Annotated in this window: 14 protein-coding genes; 2 read left to right on the top strand and 12 right to left on the bottom strand. The window is 41.6% G+C overall.

All coding sequences use genetic code 11. The annotated features are described in order from the left end of the window. The first annotated feature begins 40 nt into the window (after nucleotides 1–40). Nucleotides 41–1,036 (top strand): succinylglutamate desuccinylase/aspartoacylase family protein, encoded by a 996-nt coding sequence (locus R7E47_RS14445; RefSeq protein WP_017820206.1) that lies wholly within the window; start codon nucleotides 41–43, stop codon nucleotides 1,034–1,036. A 207-nt stretch (nucleotides 1,037–1,243) separates the two neighbouring features. Here R7E47_RS14445 and R7E47_RS14440 read toward each other — a convergent pair whose 3' ends face one another. Then, nucleotides 1,244–1,777 (bottom strand): lipocalin family protein, encoded by a 534-nt coding sequence (locus R7E47_RS14440; protein WP_017820207.1) that lies wholly within the window; start codon nucleotides 1,775–1,777, stop codon nucleotides 1,244–1,246. Between the two features lie 307 nt (nucleotides 1,778–2,084). Between R7E47_RS14440 and R7E47_RS14435 the strand changes: the two genes are divergently transcribed. Next, on the top strand, nucleotides 2,085–2,465 hold the full coding sequence (locus tag R7E47_RS14435; RefSeq protein ID WP_005387498.1) for a cystatin domain-containing protein: 381 nt from the start codon (nucleotides 2,085–2,087) through the stop codon (nucleotides 2,463–2,465). A 59-nt stretch (nucleotides 2,466–2,524) separates the two neighbouring features. Here R7E47_RS14435 and R7E47_RS14430 read toward each other — a convergent pair whose 3' ends face one another. The 11 genes from R7E47_RS14430 to R7E47_RS14380 form a co-directional block, all read right to left on the bottom strand. Continuing rightward, entirely contained in the window at nucleotides 2,525–5,581 is a 3,057-nt protein-coding gene (locus R7E47_RS14430) for an AAA family ATPase (RefSeq protein ID WP_238843907.1), read from the bottom strand. Between the two features lie 9 nt (nucleotides 5,582–5,590). Continuing rightward, a complete protein-coding gene (locus R7E47_RS14425) occupies nucleotides 5,591–6,724 on the bottom strand; it encodes an exonuclease SbcCD subunit D (RefSeq protein WP_213970842.1) in 1,134 nt (377 codons plus the stop codon). Nucleotides 6,725–7,082: 358 nt separating this feature from the next. Next, nucleotides 7,083–7,922: an NAD/NADP transhydrogenase subunit beta gene (locus tag R7E47_RS14420; RefSeq protein ID WP_318084484.1), complete on the bottom strand. Its 840-nt coding sequence runs from the start codon at nucleotides 7,920–7,922 to the stop codon at nucleotides 7,083–7,085. Then, nucleotides 7,923–8,213 (bottom strand): PAAR domain-containing protein, encoded by a 291-nt coding sequence (locus R7E47_RS14415; protein ID WP_005375969.1) that lies wholly within the window; start codon nucleotides 8,211–8,213, stop codon nucleotides 7,923–7,925. Nucleotides 8,214–8,224: 11 nt separating this feature from the next. After that, nucleotides 8,225–10,060 (bottom strand): type VI secretion system tip protein TssI/VgrG, encoded by a 1,836-nt coding sequence (gene tssI / locus R7E47_RS14410; protein ID WP_205460990.1) that lies wholly within the window; start codon nucleotides 10,058–10,060, stop codon nucleotides 8,225–8,227. A 49-nt stretch (nucleotides 10,061–10,109) separates the two neighbouring features. Beyond that, nucleotides 10,110–10,589, bottom strand: coding sequence for an Hcp family type VI secretion system effector (locus tag R7E47_RS14405; protein WP_005375967.1), 480 nt, complete (start codon nucleotides 10,587–10,589; stop codon nucleotides 10,110–10,112). Between the two features lie 208 nt (nucleotides 10,590–10,797). Beyond that, nucleotides 10,798–13,365, bottom strand: a complete 2,568-nt coding sequence (tssH, locus tag R7E47_RS14400) for a type VI secretion system ATPase TssH (RefSeq protein ID WP_318084483.1) — start codon at nucleotides 13,363–13,365, stop codon at nucleotides 10,798–10,800. 10 nt (nucleotides 13,366–13,375) lie between these two features. Further along, a complete protein-coding gene (gene tssG, locus R7E47_RS14395; RefSeq protein WP_318084481.1) occupies nucleotides 13,376–14,341 on the bottom strand; it encodes a type VI secretion system baseplate subunit TssG in 966 nt (321 codons plus the stop codon). After that, nucleotides 14,338–16,161 (bottom strand): type VI secretion system baseplate subunit TssF, encoded by a 1,824-nt coding sequence (gene tssF, locus R7E47_RS14390; protein WP_318084479.1) that lies wholly within the window; start codon nucleotides 16,159–16,161, stop codon nucleotides 14,338–14,340. Before tssF ends, tssG begins: the two co-directional genes overlap by 4 nt. Continuing rightward, entirely contained in the window at nucleotides 16,158–16,622 is a 465-nt protein-coding gene (tssE, locus tag R7E47_RS14385; RefSeq protein ID WP_017635621.1) for a type VI secretion system baseplate subunit TssE, read from the bottom strand. The genes tssF and tssE overlap by 4 nt, the downstream gene beginning before the upstream one ends. A 7-nt stretch (nucleotides 16,623–16,629) precedes the next feature. Next, a complete protein-coding gene (locus tag R7E47_RS14380; protein ID WP_318084477.1) occupies nucleotides 16,630–17,424 on the bottom strand; it encodes a type VI secretion system accessory protein TagJ in 795 nt (264 codons plus the stop codon).

The following is a 17,424-nucleotide window of genomic DNA, read 5'->3' as shown; positions in this document are numbered from 1 at the left end:
AGGTTTTAGATTAGCTTATGGTTTTGGAGTGGTAACTTTAATGGCAACACAATTTCTCGATGACGTGATTCAAGGTCATCAAGTGATTCAATCTCTCAATGTAGCAGACCTAAATTCGGGCGAGCATAAGTTTTGGTTTCGCATCGCAACGAATGCTCTCTCTCAGTGGCAACACCTACCTGTGCTAGTGTTCAAAGGTGAAAAACCTGGCAAGAAGATCATGATTACCGCAGGGGTTCATGGTGATGAGTACAATGGTGTGTTAGCAGCGCAGAAAACTGCTCGAGAGCTCATCGGCACTGAAGTCGCTGGTACTGTCACTATTGTTCCAACCATTAACATGCCAGGTATGCTAAACCACAGCCGCGATTTCTATTCCGCAGATCCTGATGCGTCTCCTGCAAACTTAAACCGCTTTTTTCCTGGTGACCAAAACGGCAATGAGGCCCAACGTTACTTATATGCATTGTGGAATGATTTGCTCAAGCCAAATGCTGATTTAGCCATTGACCTTCACACTCAAACCAGTGGTGCGGCCTATCCACTTTACGTGTTTGCAGATTTCCGAATCGAGCAATCATTAGAAATGGCTCGTCTCATTAATCCTGATGCGATTTTAAATGATCCTGGAGATGCTGGCGTCCTTGAAACGGTTTGGAATAACCATGGTGTCCCAAGTATTACTGTTGAAGTAGGTATGGGGCGATACACCGAGCAAGAACTTATCAGTCGAACTGTAACAGGCATTTTTAATGTGCTGAAAAAGCATAGCATTGTTGAAGGTGATATGGACCCTATTACGTCATGCTTGGAAGGAAACGAAATCGTCAGTGTGAAAGCGACACACGGCGGCTTTGTACTGCCTCATGTCAGTTTGATGAATTTTGTCGAGCAAGGCCAACTTCTTGCGATTCAATACGACAGCTTTGGCGCTGAGATTAAACGCTACACCGCCCCAACAAACGGCACAGTACTTAGCCACAATGTTGAATCTATTCGAGCACCAGGTTCCCTGATCGTTCGTTTGATTAAGTAAACCATAACCGTTTGTTGATAGAGCAACCTTTCGACGCTCACTCAAATTTATATAAGCCCCATCACGAGTAATCACAAATGATGGGGCTATGTCCATTTTGACCACATTAAGTTACGCCGTAACAAATTACTGTTAAGCGAAATGACAAACTGAGCTCTTAATTAGGAAGCTTCCCCTCTGTCCGCTTTTTCAGCCACGCTGATGAACTTAAAGCTGTCTTTGTTTCTCTTGTTCAACAAAAATGAGCTCGTCGATAGCGAAACCTTTCTCTTTAGCTACGTACTTAAAGCGCTCCACTACTTTCTCATCAACGTTAGGCGTTCTAGACAATAGCCACAAATAGTCGTGGTTGTAACCGGAAACAAACGCATAGTCATAGTTTTCACCTAGCTCAAAAACAATGTAAGAAGAGTATATTGGCCCAAAAAAGGAAACCTTTAAGTGTCCAACCGTTTTATCTTCAACAAAATAAGCTTTGCCTTCAGCTTCTGACCACTGTCGCTCTTCTTCGGAATATCCACGGTTTATCACCTTAACCCCACCATCCTCGCGAACCTGATACTCAGCGGTAACGTTGGATAAGCCTCGCTCAAATGAATGGTCTAGGCGTGCAATTTCGTACCACTTACCTAGATATGGCTCTAAATCGAAATTATTGACGGGTTCCACCCCATCCGGCTTCGAAGTACAACCAAATAAAGTTGCAAGTGACAAAAGTAAAAATATTTTTATCGATTTCATACAACACCTAAATTTTAATTAGTGATTGATTTTACTCTAGAAGATAACAAATCGATCACTAAGCCGCACCATCGCCCTCATAGGTACACATCACAATTCTTCATCATCAATAGCGCGCTGAACACCGAAACCTCGTCATCTCAGCAAATCGATAACAAGATTGCTCTATTTTTGACTTACAAGCTGACCATGCTTGTACATTTTGTCAGCATTTAACCCTATGCATATAGAAACTTTGCACAACATAGACATTCGTAGGCATATCACCCTCCTATAATACGTTGCGTTATAGACAGAGGTTATTGTTATGAAATTAAAAACAGTGTCAGTTTGTGCACTTTTGGTGTTACTTGCAGGTTGTCAGCAGGAAAAGCCGAGCGAAACGACACAATTAACGACCTCGGCAGATGTATGTAATGCACAAGGAAACATGCCAGGTGGGTGGAATGAGTTTAACGCGACCCCTGATGCACAAAAGGCAATGGCCTTTGTTTTAAAGAAAATGGACACAATAGCGTCGTTTAAACAAATACTGAATGTTCACGCGCAAATCGTTAGCGGCGTCAACTATGCTATTGAGTTTGAATTGGATGATGGCTCTGTTTGGAACACGATTGTTTATCGCAACCTCGATGGCGAATATGCGATTACCCAATCGCCAAAAGAAGGCCACTTTTGCGAACAGTAGCGACTTAGTCAGAAAGCCCCTAACAATAGGGGCTTTTTGATCTAACAGTAATCACTGAATTAGACAGCGAAGCGACATTGAGATTTAATCGACACCGTTGAACCAAGTCTTGATGGTTCAACATCAATCCTCTGCGCCATTTGCTCTTTCAGCTCAGAAACGTGAGAAATAACACCGATCATGCGCCCAGTCTGTTGCAAGTCCACTAGCGTTTGAATAGCAAGATCTAAAGACTCTGGGTCTAAACTACCGAAGCCCTCATCAATAAATAAAGTGTCTAAACGGATACCGCCACTATAGGATTGCACAACATCCGACAAACCAAGTGCCAGAGCAAGCGCTGCCATAAATGATTCACCGCCGGAAAGTGTCGCAACATCACGCGTTTTTCCTGTGTAGCCATCTTCAACCATTAAATCTAAGCCACGACCCGCTGCGCCTTTGAAGCCCTCTGTTTTTCGAGCAAGAATATAGCGCCCTTTACTCATAAGGCTTAAGCGTTGAGAGGCCTGAATCAGCACATCATCCAACAGTACACCAAGAACAAAGCGATGTAGGCTAACCCTGCTGCCTGTTTTACCGCTAGCAACGTCGTACAACGTACCAAAGACTTTGTATTCTTCTTCTAACTTACTATTTTTCTCATGCAACACGGCAATATCTTTACGAACCTTTTCAAGACGTTCAAATATTGAGCGTGTGGTATCAAGTTGATTCCTTACTTCAATATATTGCGCCTGCAGAGTGGTTAACCTGTCGTTAAACGACTCCAAATTAGGCCTTTCAAGATCTTTCAATGCATGATTTAAATCATGTAGTGTTTGCTCAAGCTTGGTTTGTGCCTGTTTGAAACTGTCTATTTCTTGCTGCCAGGCTTGAAGTTCATCATCTCCCACTCGACTACTTAGATAATGGCTTTCATCCTCAAATTTACTCGCCTGTAGTGCCTCATTCCATGCTAATTCTGCTTGGCTAAGTTTTTGCTCTGACTCAGATAACCACTGCTTGTTCGTCGCTAAGTGACTTTCCGCATTTGATTTCTCCAATATCGCTTGCTGCAAAGCGGTTTGCGCCTTTTCTAAGCCTGTGTTCAAACTCAGAATTTGCTCTTTTGTCAGCAAAATTTCACGTTCAAGCAAGTCAGCGGAACTGTATTTTGGGTCAATAGAAGCTTGTAATTGAGCCAATTGTTCTTGGTTCGCTTTAACGGTTGATTCATTTGCCGCCATTTTATTCTGCAGCTCATAAATTTTATTTTCACCCACGACGCAGCGTTGATTAAGCTGTTCAACGTTCCTTTCTAGTTTTTCAATATCAATAGCTTGTAGACGTAGGAGTTGAGCATTAAGCGCTTGCAAATCATTTTGAACCGTCGAGATCTCAGATGTAGCATACTCACCCAACTCCTCTTTCAACTGGTTACACTGATTCTGATACTGACTAATGACAACGTTATGTTGTTCTAGCTGATTGCTTAGTTGGTTCAACAAGGTTTGAGCTTCTCGCTCTTTCGCTCTAGCCGCCTGAACTTGCTCTTTTGTAACGGCTTCTTCAACAAACGTTGCGGGGTTAGGATGCGTTTCGCTACCACACACCGGGCATGCTTCACCTGCTTTTAGTCGCTGCGCTAATACTGCTGCTTGAGCGTTGTGCCACTTAAGCTCTATCGTATCAGCGTCTTGTTGACACTGCATATAGCGCTGACTGGCTTCGTTTAGTGACTGCTGCTTACCTACAGTTAGCGCATTGAGTTTAGAGAGCTCTAAAGTAAGATCATGCAGCTTTTTTAGATCCTGTAGCAGCCGTTGTTTTTGTTTTATTTCCGCATCGATGCTGCCAATAAGCGCAACATCAACTCGTGCTTTCTCTAGCTCCTTCTGTCCCTGCTGGGCCTGTAACGTTAACTTATCTTTTAGTTCTATGTACTGTTTTAACGTTGCTTCAAATTGTTGTTTTTGTTGATAACCCGCCGTTATTTTACTTTCCAAATTGTCTTTCTCGACCAACTTGTTTTTCATACTTTCAAGCTGATACTGCAGTTGCGTTAACTGCGGGACCTTTGCCGCGGCCTCTTTTGCACTTTGCTGCAAGTTTTCTTGTTCTCTCGCAACGACATGAGCTTTTTCGAGACTCTCTTTCAAAGCTACGATTTTTTGCCTAAGCTCTTGCGTTTGAGCTTTTGCATTTTGTAATGAGACGTAGGGCAACTCTATCTTATTGGCATTTTTAGCGTTTTCTAATTGCTGTTGACGAGCTTTTATCGAATCTGAGTGTTCTAGATGCAGCTTGAGTGCGCTTTCTGCTTGCTCTCGTTTCGAAAACTCTCCATTCAAGGTTTCCGCTTTTTGCAATTCAGATTTAGCAGTATTGAGCTTATCTAACGCTGCTTGCTCATTCTGTTTATCAGACTCTAATTGCTTAGTTACTTGTTCCAGTTGTTGTAATAGTTCTTGTTCAGAACTCGCTTCTGCAACTTGTAAAGCACCTCGAATTTGATTATCAAATTCGCCTTTCGCTTTACTAATTGCACTCGCTTTATCTTTGAGCGCGTACTCAATTTTTTTATATATGTCAGTTTGAAAGAGTTGGCCAAAAATTTCTTCACGCTCTTTAGAGCTAGCAAGCAACAGTTCTCGGAATTTTCCTTGAGGCAACACCATAACTTGACGAAATTGAGTTTCATTCAAGCCAATAATATTGCTAACTTCAGTTTTAACCTGAGTCGTCTTGCTGGTGATAAGCGTTTCAGTCTCACCGAGTTCATAAAGAGCAGCAGTGTGCTTTTTAATCGTCATCCCTTCACCACGGGCCTTGGGCGCTTCCTGCTCAGGGGATCGAACAACTCGGTATTGTTTGCCGTGTAACGAAAATTCGAGAACTACTTCGGTTGGTAAATCTTGCGCGGATAAGTCACACCGCATCTGAATACCTTGTCGCTCATTACCTGTGGTTTCACCATAAAGGGCGAAGCAAATGGCATCTAAGATCGACGTTTTACCGGAACCTGTAGGACCATTAATCAAAAATAGAGGGTTACTGCCAAGCTTCTCAAAATCAATGATTTCAGTTTTTGCAAACGGACCAAAGGCTTGCATGATTAGTTTAATTGGTTTCATCTTTGGTCCCTATTGCTGTGATAATTGCTTAATAATGTCAGTAACAGCTTGCTCTTGCTCTTTAGACAACTGGCTATCTTGCGCCTCAATAAAAAAATCTCGGAACATATCAATTTCGCTTCGCGCCAACTTTGCTTGCGCCATTTCCTGCTCTACCCCAATTAACATGCCAGGTTTCTCAAGGTGTAAAACGTTTGGATACACTGAACGAAGTTTTTCCATTGGGTTTAAAATCGCATGTTTATCCATCAAACGAACTAACAAATAATCTTCATTCTTAGGGTCTGTTTTTCCTTGCTCAATAACTTTATCCAGCTCGCCCTCTACAATACGCATTTCATGAGGAGCCGTAAGATCAATATGCTTTGCAGAAACGAATCCTTTCTTGTTCAGTTCAACTAACGTGAAACCTTTTCTCTGGTTCTGTTCACCAAAGCTATACTTCATGGGAGAGCCAGAGTAACGGATATGCTCTGCGCCTTTCTTTTGAGGCTGATGCAAATGACCAAGTGCGACGTAGTCAAAATCTAAGAAGTGTTCATGACTCACGCGATCAGAACCACCAATAGATAATGGTCGTTCAGAGTCTGACTCGATGGCCCCATCAACAAAACAGTGACTCACGAGTACGCGCTTTTGCTTAGAGATAAAGCGCTCTTTAATTTGCTCAACAAGCAATTGATGAGCCTCATCATGAGTGGATACCGAGGCTTTGTAGGCAAACCTGACCTGTTCAGGGTCGTTATAAGGCATACCATAAAACGCGACCTCATCCCCAGAATCCGTTTTTATGATGATGGGAGTGAGCATATCTTCAAAGTTGCTAACAATATGAAGACCTGCATTTTTCATTTGCTCTGAGCCGAAACCTAACCTTTCTGCACCATCATGGTTGCCAGATATCAGTATCATTGGTGTTTCTAACTCGGTACAAATGCGTTTCACGACTCGATTTAACAGTTCTATTGCAACCGTTGGTGGCACCGAACGGTCATAGATATCTCCCGCCACTACAACTGCATCGACGGGGTTGCGTTCAATATAGTTAATCAGTTGTTCGAGTACTGCTTGTTGATCTTCGAGTAGTGATACGTTGTGGAATTGTCGACCAAGATGCCAATCTGAGGTGTGGATAAACTTCATTCGAATTCACTTTCCGCCGATTCTATGAGTAGGCTTGCTTCTGTCAGAGTCCATGTACCGTTTATAAAAAGGAATGCGTCACGGGTGGGATCTCGAACAAGCCAAAACTCAAGTTATTTTATATCGGTAAGGATATCTTGAGTCGAACAGCTTTTCATGTGGTTTGTGTTCTATGGCTGGCTATTTAATCAGAAAGCGAGAATAACACTGTAAAAACGCGGTGAGCAAAGCTATTTTGACAAGCAAGCTGCGCCTAGTCATTGTCCAAACATCATTAAAGGGCCAGTTTCGAGTCAATCCCCCATAACATTTGCATCACTAAAACCTCAGCTACTAGAAGGAAAAGCAATAGCCAGACCTATTCACTACGCCAATTGTATATTACTCCTACCGCATAGCCATCTGGCTCGATGTCGGCTTGCAACACGTGAAAGTCTGGGCAGGGGCTGCTTCTTTGAAGCTCATCAATCACTAACGCTTTTAAAACGCCGCCACATGCACCCAATCCGCCAAGTTTGATATCAACAAATTGATACTGAGTTTGATCGGTCACCCACGGAGACAAGAATTGCATTGAGTTTAACCATTGCGGCTCTTTCTTATTAACGGATAAATACAATTGACTGAGTGGATGTTCACAACTTACTCCTAATTGCTTAAACACCTTGTCCACGGCGATGCGTTGTTGTTTGGCATCTAAATCAATTCGAACAACATCAGGCACAAGACCTGAATGTCGAAAAAAACACTTGGTTAAAATGATAGAGCTTTGAGGTTTGACATGCCCTTCTACATCACTCGTAACCTCTATAGCCAGTATCCAAGTCGCTTGCGTTTCATTAACTTCACGATTTATCCGATTTAGTGCCATCAAAAATGCAGCTTGGCCATAAGGATAAAAGTAAATTTCAGTATTGACAGTTTGGCCAACGAAAATAGAAAGCTCGCTTATCAATGCTTTAAGCAAGCTTTTGTCTACCGAAGATGGTAAAAGAACACAGAGATTCCCCTTGATATCAGCTTGCTCAAGACTCTCGCGCTCAGAGCGCACGAGGCTTAATATATGCTCATCTATTGATTGAGCAAAGTCAGGGGGACGGATTTCCTCGGACAATCTAAAAGAATCATCAGCTATCTCGCGAACGGTGTGTGAACGGCCATTAAAGGATAGAAGATGCGTTTGAAATTCGAGTGGCATCTAGCCTCCGATTAAAACCGTAGGCATACCAGATAGAATTTTGCCACCATGAGACGTTGAATCGCCGACTCTCGCGGCTGGTTTACCGTTGATTGTTACGCTAGAAGAACCTGCTGAGATACTATCCGGAGGACCGATACAAATAAGCTTGTCGCCTTGTCTTGCCGCAGGTATCCCGCCAATCGTTACGTTTGGTGAACCAACAACGACGGGACCACCGACATGCGGTATCTTTCCTGTTTTTTTAGGGCAAAGATGAAAGCTGCCCAAAATTGCGGCTGGTTTACCCACTTTAAATCACCTTAGTTCAATGAAATTTGCCCAGCTTTAAGAGCAATAGCTGAGCCGTTAATGGATATTTTATTACCTTTGATATTGATTTCTCCAGAGCTAGACATCTGAATAGAAGCACCACCTACTTTGATCTCGACGCTCTTTCCTGCATTAAAAGACAGCACTTCACCCGTTTCATTCGAAAAGTTTTTACCTACTTTCAAGCTCGCGTTCTGACCAACCTCTTGATTAACATCATTGGTCACTTTTTCGGTTTTACTGTTTTCAACGGCGATATCAACACAGTCTTCAACTAGCATTTGGAACAGTTTTTCAGCATGAAGATAAATGTGCTCTTCACCAGGCTTATCATCGAAGCGCAACTCATTAAAATTGGATGTACCTTTTTGTACAGAGCGTGATTTATAACCACTCTGAGAACTTTGCTCTGGTAAAGCGTAAGGAGGGAGTTGACTACCGTTATATAGTGACCCCGTAACGATTGGTTGATCAGGGTCTCCGTTGACAAACTCGACGATGACCTCTTGTCCGACTCTAGGGTGAAACACCGCCCCCCATCCGTTACCTGCGATATTTTGCGCAACACGAATCCAACATGAACTATTTACATCGTATTTACCAACACGGTCCCAGTGAAACTGAACTTTGATACGGCCATGTTTGTCTATGTAAATTTCACCATCTTTGTTCCCCGTAACTACTGCGGTTTGCAAACCTTTCATCTGAGGTTTTGGGTAGTTAACTGAAGGACGAAGGATTGTCTTTGAGTCAACACAACTAAACGAGACTTTGACACCTTGCGCACCGGTGCCACCTTGACCAGTCTGGTTATAAACAGCAGCAGACAAAAAAACAGAAGACAGTACATATTCTTTGCCGACTCGAGATTTATCTTCATGCTTTTTAAACTTGAAGCACTTGCCTACACTGAATGTTCTGCACGTAGCCTCGCCACGACACAAATATGCATTTTGCTGTAGTGCTTCTATTGCATGCGTGTTTCTCAGTGCGTATTGATCATTGCTCTCCATTTCACCCATGTATTCAAAATACTCGCTTCCAGGTACTGTAAAAAAATCACTTTCACCCTTTGCAGTATTTTTAGGATTCGAAGAAGGCTTGAGCATGTTATAGCCTGACTTTTGACTCGCTTTAGTAGTCAGAATTTGCGTTTCATGCCAAGAAGAAATGTGGCTAGATTTCGCCGTACCTGTATCAAAATCGACTAAAAACTCAGTACCCGGCTTATAAAAACTGATGTCATCAAAAATATTGAGCGTATGGGCAGACTTAGTATGTGTAAAACAAAATGATAGCCCCTCCTCCGATAACAGACGTCGAACAAATTCAAGATCTGATTCTTCATATTGTACTTTGTATGTGTATTTAGGATAGGACTTGGTTAACTCAAAACTAAAGGCAACACTATGCTCCGATAGTACTTCAGAGATAATTTCCTTTATATCTTTATGCTGAAATATTCTGCAATTTTTTCGATATTCAGCGAAACGTAATTTAGGCTCTATTAATAATTCTATGTTTTTATAATTTTCGCCTTTATGTGTATTAGAAACCCTTTTCCCTTCTAATCTTGCAGCAGAAACATAACCATGCATATAACGAGGATTTGAAGAAACATCCTCATTATTTTCAAGGGTAATGGTAACTTCCTTACCAATAATTTCGTTTAACTCACTTCGTTGATCATTAAAGTAAGCTTTAGCACGCAATGAAAAAAGTTCTGAGATCTCTTCTCTATACTCAAACGAGTTTAGTATGATGGCATCTTTACCGAATGGCGAAGAAATTCGGATGAAATTGTTATCTTGAGTTGCTCTTTTCATTAAATACTTCTTTCAAAAAAATGCGGAGGAATACTCCCCCGCATGAAAATTACATTTGTTGACCTTTAACACCGCTGTAGCCGTATACCAATGGAGCAGAAGTGTTGTTCTTATCGTCAGTAGGAGTCACTGTCATCATCATTTCTGTGTAAGAAATTGTGATAGTTTCAACTGGACGATCGTCTTGGATAGAAACTGAGTAGTTAGAAATCATCGCATCAGTCAGTTCGATCTTCATGATCTCTTCAACCTTCTCACCCTGCTTAGTAATATGGAAAACCGCTGGTTTACCTTTACCAATCGTCGCTTCTTTAAATAAGTCAGGAGAAGAACGGTCTTGAAGTTTAGTGATAGTCAAATCATATAGACGAGTAGCGCTCGCTTCACGGTCCATCGCTGTACCAGTGTATGATGAGATCTCACGACCTACACTCCAATCTACAGATAGTAGTGTAATCAAATCTTTGTATTGCTCGGCTGTTGCCTCACCCTTAATATCTGCGTATTTAAGATACGTATTAGACTGCATGCTAATCTCCTATAGCATTATTAATTGACATATATCGTAATAATTTAATTATCTGACGTTTGGTGATAATTAGTGATTAATGTATCAAAAACTTCATTTTAAATACGCCCTGTTATATCTTTAAATAAGATTTAATTTAAGCGTTTTTTATAAAAAATAATAGTTAATATGAACCAACTCCCAATTATTATTGAGAGTGTAAAGGATGTTAAACTATTGAGACATCAAGTCCACTAGTTGTACCTTTAACAATAATTTCATCAAACGTCTTATCATTAAGAATTGCATGCAATATTTCATGAGAAATCTTCGGAAGCAATGTATTTTCTATGGTTGTTTGTACCACACGCGCACCACTCCCAGACTCATTGCTATTGTCTACAATATCATTAATTAGTTCCTCATCAAAAAACAGGTCAGCGTTATAGTGCTTACGAATACGAGTCGTAATTTTATCCAACTTTAATTTTGTTATTTCTATCAATACTTTTCTTGATAGAGGCAAATAAGGTAATACATTCACACGCCCTAAAAATGCTGGTTTAAAGTCAACCAACAAATCATCGCGTAAAGCATCTTTTAGTGCTGACGGCTCAGGCGCTAAATCAGGATCAGAATACAAAGACATCGTCGTTTCGGTCCCTGTGTTCGCGGTCATAATAATAATAGTGTTTTTAAAGTCTATATCTCGACCTTCACCGTCTTTAATTGAGCCTTTATCAAATACCTGATAAAAAATATCTTGAACACCAGGGTGCGCTTTTTCCATTTCATCGAGGAGAATTACACTATAAGGTTTACGTCTAACAGCTTCAGTCAGTACACCTCCTTCTCCATAACCGACATAACCAGGAGGAGAACCTAATAGCAATGAGACTTTATGCTCTTCCTTAAATTCCGACATATTGATAGTCGTGACATTTTCTTCACTACCATACACTTTCTCTGCAATCGCCAAAGCCGATTCGGTTTTACCCACTCCGCTTGGTCCGGTTAGGAGAAATACACCATTTGGTCGTGTCTCATCCGTGAGCTGCGCACTCGCGGTTTTTATCACTTCAGACATGAGCTCTAAAGCGTGATCCTGCCCGACAACTCGCTTGCACAAACTTTCTTTCAAACCCAATACTGCTTGGATTTCATCATCCTGAAGTTTACCCAGCGGTATACCGGTCCAATCCGAAATAACTTCTGCGATTAGCGCTTCATTTACATGCGAAAAAACTAAGGGCTGTGAGTTAGCGGAGAGGTTATTTTCAAGCTCTTGTAACTTGTCTCTCGCAGTCTCAGAACCCTCCTGCATTATTTGGGTTCTAAGTGACTTAGCTTCACTTACCCATTCTTTTTCTTTTTCCCAAAGTACTTCTAATTCAATAATGTCATTAGATAGCGCATCAATCTCTTTTCGGACACTTTGCAGCTGCACATCAAGAGATGCTCCTAGCCGATTCTCTTGGCTAAGATGCTCATACTCAGCTTGCTTTGCTTTAAGTTTATTTCTTTTCGCATCTAGGCCTCCCGGTGTAGATGACTGACTTAACGCAACTCGAGAGCAGGCCGTATCCAAAACAGAAACCGCTTTATCTGGCAGTTGACGACCATTAATGTATCGAGCTGAGAGTTGGACCGCTGCATTGAGAGCTTGGTTAGTGATATGAACATCGTGGTGTTGTGCCATTACATCAAGTAAGCCTCGTAACATTTCGATCGCGAGTTCAGGGGCAGGCTCATCAACCTTTACGACTTGAAAACGCCTAGTTAAAGCTGCATCTTTTTCAAAATACTTTTTATACTCTGCCCACGTTGTTGCTGCGATCGTTCTGAGTTCACCTCTCGCTAATGCTGGCTTCAGAATATTCGCCGCATCACCTTGGCCCGCTTGCCCACCACCGCCAATTAGGCCATGAGCTTCATCAATGAACAATATAATAGGCTGTGGAGCGTCGTTTACTTCCTTAACAAGGTTCTTAAGCCTGTTTTCAAACTCACCTTTCATGCCCGCGCCGGCTTGCAGTAACGCCAAATCCAGAGACTTAATTGCCACATTTTGCAGAGCGGGAGGTACATCGCCATCAATGATCTTTTGCGCCAAACCTTCAACAACGGCTGTTTTTCCAACACCAGCTTCTCCCGTAAGAATCGGGTTGTTTTGTCGGCGTCTTAATAAAATATCGATCATTAGGCGAATTTCATTATCTCTACCAATCACCGGATCTATTTTACCTTCCCTAGCTTGCTCAGTAAGGTCTGTTGTAAATTGATTCAAGGCGGAATTCGCGTTTGACTGCGCTAAGTCATTCGATCTTGATTGAGGCGCATTACTTTCTTTAAAGTTCAATAAGCGAGATGGTTCTATCTTGTTTAGTTCAGGACTAATCGAACCAGCCATGTTGACTAACGTATCATCAGACAAGTAGGCAAATAAAAGATGGATGCACCCCAACTGTTCTTGATTGAATTCAATGGTTGCAGATAACAAGGCATTTTGCATAACAGTCACCGTATGAGCTGATAGCCCAGGCACCGACTGGCATCCTGTTTTGTATTTTTCTAATGCCTTTTGAATATCGGTTTCAACCTTGATTTTATCGACATCAAATTCGTCAAAAACTTCAGAGTAAATATCGTCAGGATGGCGGATAATCATCATTAACCAGTGAGACATTTCAATACTGTGATGAGTTCGGGAGCTTGCCATCGCAGCTGCCTGTTCAAGTGTTTCCTTAGCCTGAGGAGACAATCTTTCGACCAACGCTGAAAGTGAGAGTGAAGCCATTACATTTCCTTTAAATAGTAATTGTTATAGTTCGATCTTTTGTACGTTCGTGTTTTTTAAGCACAGAACCAATACCTAACTGCCCCTGCTGTTTCGATAAACAAGCTTGTGGTAGCAAACTATGTTTGGTGGTGAGCTGCCACTTCAGTTGTTTATGTTTTCCAATCAACTCATAAGCAGCGTTCTTAATGATTGCTATATTGGGTTGGTTAGGAAGCAATTTACTAACTAGCTGTTTATCTTTTGGCAGAAATTCTATTGTTGTCCCCGCGTTGATGTTCCATGCTTTCGAACCCAAAGACGCTCCTAAACCAAGTTGAGCAAACTGCCCTTCAGGCATAGTTCGGGATGCAAGGCGTGTTTGCTCTTCTTTCGTAAGGTGTAACCATTGTCCTTGAAATTCATGAACTTTTACTTGGCATCCAGATAAACATTCAAGAATACTTTTTAGTCCACCTTTACTTCTCACTGGTGAAGCAAACACACCACCATAGTGCTGGGACAGTGAACTCCCTTTCCCAGTTAATGCCGATTTACAGCTTTCTAACGGCGAACGCGCGCCCTGCGCATGCGCACGAGACTGAACAGTCAGCTGACTCAGTTGCCAACATCGATAATAAAGAGATAATAAGCGATGATTGAAAATATCGTAGAAGTCCACCATAGCCGTATCGCCTTCTTTTTGGCGATGTAAAGCTAATTCACTATAGTGCTGGGGAAGCACACCTTGCTCACCCGTTAGGCCTATTAAATTGGTCTCAATCTCTAACTTGCTGTCATCTATATTTTTCAGTTCACAAAGCTGAGCATTTTCAAAACCTAATGATGGATTAACCTTTAAGTTTAGCTTTTCATGCTTCGGTAACGCATCTGTTCCTATTTGCGCCTCTGCTTGCAGAACTTCGTGTTCAATAAGATGAATCGCTTCAAACAATGGGTGTTGCTTTAATTCTCGATAAAATTGTTCCGCGCTCATAGCAACACCTTATCGCCAGTTAATGCGGGCCAAAGGTGGAAAGACTTTCCCGTGGACTTAAGTCTTATTTCTAACTGCGTAAAAATGTTAATTTCAGCATATTGCGAGAAGTAAACAGATAAGACACTACCTAAGAGAAAGATCTGCTCTTTAGGTAAAATTTGATCAGAAACCGTCAAAATAATTTTTATACCGTGCGCAAATCCAACTTTGCCTTTCTGACTAATTCTTCCTGTAGTCGGCTCAAACTCTAACTTAGTTAAAGCATCGATTACCGCTTTCGTTTCTGCTGTCCCAGAAAATGCATAGAGATTAAGGGTCTGCTTCAAAGTTGCTAAACCATCTTCCTCGGTAAAATGGTTTAAAGTTAAAAGCTTAGTTAACTGCCATCGTGTGCTTTCATCCATTTCTGGCCGAATAGTTTCTGATAAAGAAACTAAACAACGAACAGATTCGAAATTGTCATTTACCTCCGGTAAAGATACTTGCGGCAGCCCACCTCCAAATGGAAGTTTCTGCGCTAAGTTGCGGTTACAGCACTCAGCTTCCACGTACATTAACCAGTTTTCCCGGCTATCCGGGTTGAACAATTGATGTTTTTTATCAACAAAAGAAATGTAAGTTTCTCTACCGGGCTCATCATACCCACCAGCCCAGTTCTTATCCTCACGTCTCATCAACCAATAAATCTCACTAGTGTTCGTATAATGCGTGTGCTCACCAGCGTGATAACATGGCAAATTGTGGTACGTTTTGTTCCAGTTTCTCAACGTTACGTCAGAAATTGAGACAACCTCATTACTTTCAGATTCTTGGTATTGTGGAGACAAGTGGTAATCGTATTCAGTTGGTAGAATACGCTTAGGCTCCATAATACTTTTAAATAAGTTGATCACAGGCACACAGCCTACCATTAAGCTTTCTTCGTCCACTTGCTTTGGAAGCCAGTCATCGTTGGTATCAAAGTAAAAATACAGTTCGACTTGCTCTCTAAGATCTAGCTCTGATAATCCAAGTTCGGTGATATCAAAGAACATAAACTTCTCAGGAAAGTGCAAATACTCAACAAGTAATCTTGCTCCTGAAAAGCTTCTTTTACTGTATGGCACAACTTTCTCATCTTCTGAAAATCCCACTTCAGAAAGATGTCTTTTGGTTAAAGGACGAACTTCTTTGCCATCCACAACAACAGATAAACCAATTAGGTTTTGAAACAGCATTTGGTAGAGCTTAAAAGTCAATTGAGATTGACCGTTTAAATAGAAGCGCAGCCGTTCTACCCCCATTTCACCAAGAGGAGTCTCTTCATCTTGAGCCGTGAGCTGTACTTTCAAAACTGAATGAGCATTGCTTTCCCATCGTGAGCCAACTGGCTTGAAAGGCGCATTTTTAAAAACGCCAGAGGTCACATCAACAGGATACATTCTGACCGGATAACAAGTTCTAAACTCGCACTCATGATATCCAGGAGCACCGACAACAACTCGCTCGCCTTCTTCTACATCAAAATAAGAGGAAGTGGAGTTAGAACAGCTCATTTTAATGACTGACATTGACGGGATTGGGGCGTGAAAATCCGGATATAACTGTCCCATCAAAGACTCTGTAAACTGAGGGTAACTATTGTCTAAGCTTTGTCTAATCCTTGCTGTTAGAAATGCGCAGCCTTCTAACAATCTTTCTACGTGTGGATCGTCAACCTGTTCCTCACTAATACGAAGTCTCGCAGCGATCTTAGGATACTGCTCCCCAAATTCTTGCCCTTTGTGACGCAAATAAGCTAACTCGCGATTATAGTACTTGAGAAACTCTTCACTCATTTTGCTCTACTCAGTTTCATACCTAAATTTACCGGCTCTACTTCAGAATTGAATCGCACTTCATGAATACTGTTATCAATTAAGCAAGTGGCATTTATCTGTAACCTCAATACCCTATCAATAGCGTTTTTCTCGTCCGAAATCTGGACATGAGGGTTCCTTAACCTCGGCTCAAACTCTTTAATTGCATCATGAACGATGTCGCAAAGCTGATTCTGCCCTTCTTGGCTGCTATAGGGCATTGAGGAAAAATCTGGCAGCCCATAGTTCAATATTGAATAACGAACCTCTAGAAGATCATCAGGAATATTTTTCCATCCAATACGACTATTCAGCATCGACTCTAGATCTCTAAGTAAGCTGCTCAACATCTGTTGCTGGCTTGCAGGGAAGTCTTTCTCATCTCGAGTGAGAGGATCACTATCTATCAATTTGTCGAGCAGAGAAACGGTTAACGACATGATATTTCTACGCTATTTGTTTCTGTTCTAATAATGTAGTCAAATCACAGATTGGAAGCGCTGAGTCACCGACTAACCAACATTTTTGACCCAAGCCAACAAAAGATTCTTGCTCACCAATCTGCTTCCAATCCGTTTCTCGACCTAACTTTTGCGCATCGGTCTCTGAGTCAACATATGTCAACGGCATATGGCCTTCGCCTTCACCAAGTCCATCGATATCAAACTCGACAGGTCGCCAAATACTCTCTAACAAAGAAGTAGGTGCTTTAACTTCTAGCGTATGGATGCTCGATATGGGTACAAGAAAATAGTTACCTGCTGTAGAAAACAGTTCAATGTAACCACCTAAACGATCATCAATATCTCTAGCATCTTCGTAGTTTGTGCCGTTTACGTTAAACCCTTTAATAGTACGATGCTCTTCAATGCGATGCGATAGACGTGACGCTTCTTCGTACTCTTGATTTCCGAGAGCAAGATTAAATCGAACAAGCTCTTTAGTTAATTCCTCATCACCTAATACTTTGGCACTAGCCGCACCATTGATAAAATCCTTTCTAGCTTGAGCTGCTTTCACTAAATGTCGTAGCTGACTTGCACCAGGCAGATACTCAGGAAACAATTTAATCGATTGCATGAGCTGAGCGTCCGCACGCTCGAAGTCCCCATCAATGCAAAGAAGCTCAATGAAGGAACTTCTCAAGCTCGCATCTTTAGGCGTTGTTTTAATTTCATCAATTAATTGCTCTAGAGCGTGTTGCAATAGGCCTTGGGACAAAGCATTTTTCCATTGAGTCAT

This window comes from Vibrio sp. Vb1026 (assembly GCF_033338745.1).
GTDB classification, from domain to species: Bacteria; Pseudomonadota; Gammaproteobacteria; order Enterobacterales; family Vibrionaceae; genus Vibrio; species Vibrio alginolyticus.
The sequence above is the reverse complement of the archived record's forward strand: the minus strand, read 5'-3'. Positions and strand labels throughout refer to the sequence as shown.

Bases quoted from the DNA above. Each gene is read 5' to 3' on its own strand.
- R7E47_RS14445 (WP_017820206.1), top strand. From the start codon at position 41: ATGGCAACACAATTTCTCGATGACGTGATTCAAGGTCATCAAGTGATT.
- R7E47_RS14440 (WP_017820207.1), bottom strand. From the start codon at position 1,777: ATGAAATCGATAAAAATATTTTTACTTTTGTCACTTGCAACTTTATTT.
- R7E47_RS14435 (WP_005387498.1), top strand. From the start codon at position 2,085: ATGAAATTAAAAACAGTGTCAGTTTGTGCACTTTTGGTGTTACTTGCA.
- R7E47_RS14430 (WP_238843907.1), bottom strand. From the start codon at position 5,581: ATGAAACCAATTAAACTAATCATGCAAGCCTTTGGTCCGTTTGCAAAA.
- R7E47_RS14425 (WP_213970842.1), bottom strand. From the start codon at position 6,724: ATGAAGTTTATCCACACCTCAGATTGGCATCTTGGTCGACAATTCCAC.
- R7E47_RS14420 (WP_318084484.1), bottom strand. From the start codon at position 7,922: ATGCCACTCGAATTTCAAACGCATCTTCTATCCTTTAATGGCCGTTCA.
- tssI (WP_205460990.1), bottom strand. From the start codon at position 10,060: ATGAAAAGAGCAACTCAAGATAACAATTTCATCCGAATTTCTTCGCCA.
- R7E47_RS14405 (WP_005375967.1), bottom strand. From the start codon at position 10,589: ATGCAGTCTAATACGTATCTTAAATACGCAGATATTAAGGGTGAGGCA.
- tssH (WP_318084483.1), bottom strand. From the start codon at position 13,365: ATGGCTTCACTCTCACTTTCAGCGTTGGTCGAAAGATTGTCTCCTCAG.
- tssG (WP_318084481.1), bottom strand. From the start codon at position 14,341: ATGAGCGCGGAACAATTTTATCGAGAATTAAAGCAACACCCATTGTTT.
- tssF (WP_318084479.1), bottom strand. From the start codon at position 16,161: ATGAGTGAAGAGTTTCTCAAGTACTATAATCGCGAGTTAGCTTATTTG.
- tssE (WP_017635621.1), bottom strand. From the start codon at position 16,622: ATGTCGTTAACCGTTTCTCTGCTCGACAAATTGATAGATAGTGATCCT.
- R7E47_RS14380 (WP_318084477.1), bottom strand. From the start codon at position 17,424: ATGACTCAATGGAAAAATGCTTTGTCCCAAGGCCTATTGCAACACGCT.